Source organism: Thalassospira sp. UBA1131 (assembly GCF_002311515.1).
Lineage (GTDB): Bacteria > Pseudomonadota > Alphaproteobacteria > Rhodospirillales > Thalassospiraceae > Thalassospira.
Map to the genome: position 1 here is coordinate 32,282 of NZ_DCAO01000056.1, position 6,834 is coordinate 39,115.

The following is a 6,834-nucleotide window of genomic DNA, read 5'->3' on the forward strand; positions in this document are numbered from 1 at the left end:
CCGGATATGTTGCGCGAAGCGGTTGCCATTGTCGCTGGTCGCTGCAAGACTGAGGCATCCGGGGGTGTAAACCTCCAGACCATCGGTGCGATTGCCGCAACCGGGGTCGATTATGTTTCCGTCGGGCGGATTACCCAATCCGCACCGGCCGTTGATATCGGACTTGATGTCGCAATCCTGTGAGGCCACATGCGCGCAAGCAGTCATAGCACCACAGACCCAGCCTTGATCAAGGTGATCGAAACCGCCAACTGGATCTTGCGCGACGGCGAAAACATTTTGTCGGTCCGCAGCCACGGCCGCGACCGGTTCTATTTGCCCGGTGGCAAGATTGATCCCGGCGAAACCGCGCGCGAAGCCATCAAACGCGAAATCAAGGAAGAACTCGGCGTCGACCTGATCCCCGGCACGCTCCGCCAGTTGGGCACGTTTGCCGGACAGGGCCACAACCTGCCCGAAGGGTCGATTGTGCGCATGACCTGCTTTACCGGCTATTATTGCGGAACCCTTGCACCCGAACGCGAAATCGCCGAACTCAGATGGCTATCGCCGCGTGAACGCCACCTGATGGCCCCGATGGGGCAAAAGATCACTGCGGCCCTTTTCGATATTTGATCCCCCGATCAACGCTATACGGCCAACCGGCAGTACCTTGCGGTTGTGACCACTGCCCCAAATGTTCTTGTTATGTTCTATTCTTTTGTGGTAAGCATGATTTGCAATTTTGCACAAAAGGATCAGAACATGACGCAGGACAAAGGGGCATTGTTTCGGGCGCTTCACGAAGAACCTGGTGCATTCATCATTCCCAATCCATGGGATATCGGAACAGCCAGAATTCTCGCCGCACTCGGCTTTCGTGCCTTGGCAACGACAAGTGCGGGCATGGCATTTTCCTTGGGCGTTGCAGAAGGCAAGACATCACCCGAAAATACGTTCAAGCATTGTCAGGCACTGGTTTCGGCCACGCCACTTCCCGTCACGGCTGATCTTGAAAAAGGGATGGGCGACAGTCCGGAAAGCGCGGCAGAAACGATTTCGGTCGCAGCGTCAATCGGCCTGGCGGGCTGTTCGCTTGAAGATCACACAGGAGACCGGGAAAACCCGATCTATGATTTTTCGCTTGCTGTTGAACGCATTCAGGCTGCTGTCGAAGCTCGATCAGCCTTGCCCCATGATTTTGTCCTGACTGCGCGGTGCGAGAACTTCCTGTGGGGACGCCCTGACCTTGACGACACGATCAAGCGCCTTCAGGCCTTTGAAAAGGCAGGGGCGGATGTTCTTTATGCGCCGGGCTTGTATGATCTTGAAACGATCCGCACGGTTTGCGCATCGCTGAGCAAACCGGTGAATGTCGTTATGGGCATGCCCGGAAACACGTTCAGTCTGACTGAACTGGCGGACGCCGGCGCAAAAAGGATCAGCGTCGGATCAGCACTTGCCCGCCTTGCCTATGGCGCCTTTGTCAAAGCATCGCGTGAAATGATCGACACGGGCACATTCGGATTTTCCGACCAGGCCATGGGCTTTGCAGAGCTTGAAGAATTTTTCACCTGACAAAACCACACAGCCCAATAGAGACAGGCAGACTGAACACACGCCCTAGCGCGGCGCATCCCCGTCAGGACTGCCGCCCGCATCGGGAATTTCACGGCCAGGCGCATCGCGATCGCGCGAAACATCCTTGGTCGCAGACGGTGGGGCGGCTTTTTGGTCCGCCCCGCTATCGTCGGTGCCTGAGGATGTATCTTCTGCTTTGTCTTCTGGCGTTTCGGTTTCCTCAGGCTCGGACTTCTCGATCTTTTTCGGCGCCCCCTTGCCAGCGTCGCGGATGGCGTCGGTCAGCTTATCGATATCTCGCAGGTTCAGGTCACGCTGCGGGAACGGAATTTCGATGCCTTCGTCACGGAAGCGCTGGACAAGTTCAAAGCGGATCGAGCTTGCCACCGCAATCACATCGCCAATATCGCGCAGGAAATAGCGCAGTTCGAAATCAAGCGAACTGGCCCCGAAATCCATGAACACCACCTGCGGTGCCGGATAGGTCAAAATCTCGCGGCGTTTGTCGGCCATTTCCAACAGGATCTCGCGAACCTTGTCGACATCCGATCCGTAAGACACACCAATCTTGATGATGCCGCGGCCCGAGCGCTCCTTGAGCGTCCAGTTCAGAACCCGGTTGGAAATCAGTTCGGAGTTTGGGATGACAACCGAAGACCGGTCAAAGGTTTCGATCTCGGTCGCGCGGACCCGGATGTCCTTTACAAAGCCCTGATCCGCACCAACGACGATCCAGTCACCGACCTTGATCGGGCGTTCGACCAAAAGGATCAGGCCGGACACAAAGTTGTTCACGATGCTTTGCATGCCAAAACCGATACCGACCGAAATGGCACCGGCGATGATGGCAAGGTTGGACAAATCAAGCCCGGCTGCCGAAACCGCAAGCAAGATGGCAAGGCAGATCCCGGCATAGCCAAAGATCGCCGAAACCGAATGTTGCAGCCCCTGATCAAGCTTGGTGTTGGGCAGCACCCGCGTGCTCAGCATACGCTGGAAGAAGCGCATCACTGCCAGCACGATGACAAACATCAAGGCCGCCAGCATGATGGAACGTAGCGAGAAATGAATGCCGCCAACCTGAATGCCGATAAAGGCCTGCTGAACGGCCAGAATAAGATCAGCCCAGGCAATGTCGGTAAAGATCATCACCGCGACCGGCACGGCGATGGAAAACATCACCACATCAATCAGAACCCGCAGCCAGAAATAAAGCGTGCCATGCACTGCATCGCTGACATTGCTGTCTTCGCTGCTTTCCGGGCGCACCAAGTAAGTATGCATCAAAGCCCGGCAATAACCGCGCAGCAGCCAGTAACAGGTCAAAAACGCCAGTGCCATCATCAGGTTTTCAAGGATGAAGCGTGCCAGGGCGACATAACCCAGCAACATCAGCACCGGCATCATGATCGCAATGACCTTGAGGCCACGGCGCGACCGGCGTTCGATCTTTGACCAGATTTCGTGACGGTCGCGTTCGTCATGCTGCCAGAACACACCGAGTGAACAGACAAACAGCAAAACCGAAATCACCAGCACGTTCGAGATGCTTTGCACAAGCGCGATATCAAGCGACGTTCCAAGGGTCGTAGCACCTTGCAACAGCACCATGTCAAAGGCAAAAATCACTGCCACAGCCAGCGAAGAGAACCCGACAACCCGGGCACCCCTTGGCGTTGTGCCGGAACGCCGCAAGGACGGCGCAAACGGTGAATGCACACTGCGCACCGCGGCCCCGACAAACAACAGGAACAAGGCAGCCGCAAAGCATTGCAGAACAAAATCACCCATCGCACCGCTCAGAAGCGCATCACGCGATTCAAGTATTCCATAGGCGATCAAAAGGGCGATGCCCGGCACCAAGGCCGTAAACAGGAACCGCGTCCCCGATATCAGTGACACGCGGTCTTCGTCCGGCACAGTGTTCCAGCGCGCGGGCATATAGCGCAGCACGACCACCTCGCCGCCAATCAGGGCGGCGATCACGATGAAGGTCAGGAAAACCAGACCCGGGGCCACCTCGGACAGCTGATCGGCGACGTCCCCTTCAAGTTCAAGGTTGGAATAGCGCGCCTGCACCATGCTGGGCAGCTTGACGATTTCGCGCCAGGCTTCAAACCAGACAACCGGATCAAACGGCACATCCACCCGGCCCAGAACACGTCGGGTAAAGCGTTCACGCGCCAGACCGGACAACTGGTCAGAAAGCTCGCTTGCGCGGAAATTGACCAGCTCAAGCTGTTTGAGCACACCGCCAACCCGCGCGATGTCCTGTCCAATACGATCGCGTTCACGGGCGACCTCGGGGACTTCTTCCTCGCCCTCTGCCGGGGGCTCGCCAAGTTTGCCAAGGGCAGCTTCAAACCGCTGCAGGCGTTCATCGGCCCGACCGCGCAGCTCGTTAATCGCAAGCTGCATGGTTTCGATCCGGTCGCGGCCATCGGCGATCACGCGCCCGGAAATTTCTTCGCCGGAAATCGATTCTTCAATCGCATCAAGCGTCGCTTCCCAGTCCGCGATGCGGTTCTGGGCATTTTCCAGTTCGATCTTCTGCACAGAGTCAGGGCGCGGTTCGTTGGGCTGTGCTGCCAAACCGAAAGAGACCGTCATTGCAAACAGACAGATTGCAAGACTTGCGATTACCTGACGAACTGATGTCATGCCTGATGATCCATATTGATGCCCGAAGCGCTGCCCGGCTTCCGTTTCTTGAGTGTTTTTCGCGTTTTGTAAACAGGTTGGCCTGATACTTGGTCACAGAACCGAACCCTACACTGAGAACAGTAACGAATCATCTAACGTTTCGTTCCGTTGTCATTGTGACGTGATGATGACCCCGCCCCTGACCTGCATGAACGCAGTCAGCCAAGGAGCCCCGCGATGAGCAAAACCGCGCTGATCAATGCCTTTGAAATTGCCCCGGATGGCACCGCACAACCGGTTGGATGGGACGCCCTGCAATCGGGCCTGCCGCCAATTACCGAAGGAAATTATCTTTGGGTGCATCTGGACTGGATGGGCGACGGGGTGCGCGACTGGCTGATCACGGTTGCCGGGATTGATGCAACCATCACCGATACGCTGTCGACCCGTGGCACGCGTCCGGCGGTGTTTTTCTATGATCCGGGCTATTCGCTTAATCTGCGCGGGGTGAACCTGAACGCGGAAAATGATCCGGCCGATATGATTTCGGTACGTTTCTGGGTCACAAACAACATGGTGATCACGCTGCGCAACCAGCCGCTCAAGGCGTTTGATGACATGCGGGCCGCCATTGCCGACCACAAGGCCCCCAACAGCGTTGATGATTTCGTCCTGACCGTGGCCGAACGGCTTGCCTTTCGGGTCGAAAATGTTGTGCGCGGCATGGAAGAAGATGTCGAGGCGATCGAGGACGATCAGGAAACCGTGGCCGAGGGCAAAACCCTTGCACTACGCAAACGCGGATCGGACATCCGTCATCGGCTGTCGCGCCTGCGCCGGCATCTGGGACCGCAACGCGATGCACTGGCGCATTATGTCGAACAAAAACCGGTCTGGTCTGACAAGCGGTTCAAACGCCGCGCCCGCGCACTGACCGATAAAACCGTCCGTCTGGTCGAGGAATTTGATTCCCTACGTGAACGCATTCAGATCGTGAATGAAAACCTGATGGCGCTTGAAAGCGAACAGATGAACCGCACGATGTACTGGCTTACCGTGATTGCCGGTCTGTTCCTGCCGATCAGTTTCGTCACCGGCCTTCTGGGGATCAATGTCGGCGGTGTTCCGGCAACGGACAGCCCGTATGGGTTCCTTGGGGTGTCGATCATTCTGGCGGTGATTACCGCGTTTGAAATCTGGCTGTTTAAAAAGATGCGCCTGATCTGATGGCAGCAATGCAAACCGTCTTGTTGCAATGCGATGCAACTTGGAGCTATGACAATCTCACAGTCCTAATTCCTTTCACTGCATTCGAGATTTGTTGATGACCGACGGCCCGCTTTCACGTTATCGCGCGAAAATCACCGCTGGTGAGCTGTCCCACGATCCGATGCAGGAACTCTGTGCGGAAAAACTCCAAAGCCTGAAAAACGCGCTGATCAACTATGAGCCGTCGACCGGCACAGGTGGCTGGCGCGAACGGTTTGGCCTGACCCGTCGGCGCGATGAACCGACGCCGCCATCAGGACTTTACATTTACGGCGAGGTTGGTCGTGGCAAATCCATGTTGATGGATCTGTTCTATGAAACCATCGACATTGAAAAAAAGCGTCGCGTTCATTTCCATGACTTCATGCAGGATGTGCATGAACGCATGCACCGTTATCGCCAGACCAAGAAAAAGGACGATGCCGACCCGATCCCGCCGATTGCCAAGGACCTTGCAAACGATGCCTGGTTGCTGTGCTTTGACGAGATGCAGGTAACCGACATCACCGATGCCATGATCCTCGGCCGCCTGTTTGAACAGTTGTTTGATCATGGGGTCGTGATTGTCACCACATCGAACCGCGTGCCTGATGACCTGTACAAGGATGGTCTGCAACGCCAGAACTTCCTGCCCTTCATCGACATGATCAAGCAGAAGCTTGATGTGCTGGAACTGGCGAGCCCCACCGATTACCGCATGCGCAATCTGACGGCCGCCGAGGTATTCCTGTATCCGATATCCCGCGAAGATGCATCCAAGCGGATTGACGAGATGTTTGCCACCCTGACCGAAGGCGCACGCGTCGCGCCCGACAGCCTGACCGTCAAGGGACGCAAGATCGAAATCAGCGCGGCTGGTGCCGGGGTTGCCAAGTTCAGCTTTGAAGAGCTTTGCACCCGTCCGCTGGGACCGGGGGATTACATCGCGCTCGCGACGCATTTCCACACCATCGTTATCGACTTTATCCCGAAACTGCCGGACTCGCGCCGCGACTGGGCCAAACGGTTCGGTACCCTTGTCGATGCGATGTACGAACACAAAACCAAGCTGATCTGTGCGATTGAGTGCGACCCGACCGAGATTTACACCGACGGTGACTATTCATTCGAGTTCCAGCGCACAGTGTCGCGCATGACCGAAATGCGCAGTCAGGAATATCTCGATATGGCGCACCTGACCTGACGGCTTTCAAAACGCCAGAATGGCGGATCATAACGGCAGTTGTGATCCCACCTTTGACCTACCTTTTTCGGACGACCTGCCAGCGATAGCGCAGCCTGTGGAAAACGACTCCATCCGGGTCACTTTAAAATCGTCGCAATTATTCGCCATATGAGCGCTTATCATCGCGCGATTCTTGC

The 6,834-nt window shown here is 56.2% G+C and carries 5 protein-coding genes and 1 pseudogene; 5 read left to right on the plus strand and 1 reads right to left on the minus strand.

The window, feature by feature from the left end; genetic code table 11:
- The 3 genes and pseudogenes from B3Z49_RS08675 to B3Z49_RS08685 all read left to right on the plus strand — a co-directional run.
- Window positions 1-183 (plus strand): annotated as a pseudogene (locus tag B3Z49_RS08675) (nicotinate-nucleotide diphosphorylase (carboxylating)); the annotation flags it as partial.
- A 6-nt stretch (window positions 184-189) separates the two neighbouring features.
- Window positions 190-615 (plus strand): NUDIX hydrolase, encoded by a 426-nt coding sequence (locus tag B3Z49_RS08680; protein ID WP_051007597.1) that lies wholly within the window; start codon window positions 190-192, stop codon window positions 613-615.
- Between the two features lie 129 nt (window positions 616-744).
- On the plus strand, window positions 745-1,557 hold the full coding sequence (locus B3Z49_RS08685) for an isocitrate lyase/PEP mutase family protein (protein ID WP_296990017.1): 813 nt from the start codon (window positions 745-747) through the stop codon (window positions 1,555-1,557).
- 45 nt (window positions 1,558-1,602) lie between these two features.
- Here the strand turns inward: B3Z49_RS08685 and B3Z49_RS08690 are convergent, their stop codons facing one another.
- Window positions 1,603-4,221 carry a mechanosensitive ion channel domain-containing protein gene (locus B3Z49_RS08690; RefSeq protein WP_296990018.1) on the minus strand — a complete coding sequence of 873 codons (2,619 nt, stop codon included), beginning with the start codon at window positions 4,219-4,221 and terminating at the stop codon, window positions 1,603-1,605.
- A gap of 219 nt (window positions 4,222-4,440) precedes the next feature.
- Between B3Z49_RS08690 and B3Z49_RS08695 the strand changes: the two genes are divergently transcribed.
- Entirely contained in the window at window positions 4,441-5,430 is a 990-nt protein-coding gene (locus B3Z49_RS08695; protein ID WP_296990020.1) for a CorA family divalent cation transporter, read from the plus strand.
- Window positions 5,431-5,527: 97 nt separating this feature from the next.
- Complete coding sequence (zapE, locus tag B3Z49_RS08700) at window positions 5,528-6,655, plus strand: cell division protein ZapE (protein ID WP_296990023.1); 1,128 nt, start codon at window positions 5,528-5,530, stop codon at window positions 6,653-6,655.
- Window positions 6,656-6,834 lie beyond the last annotated feature (179 nt).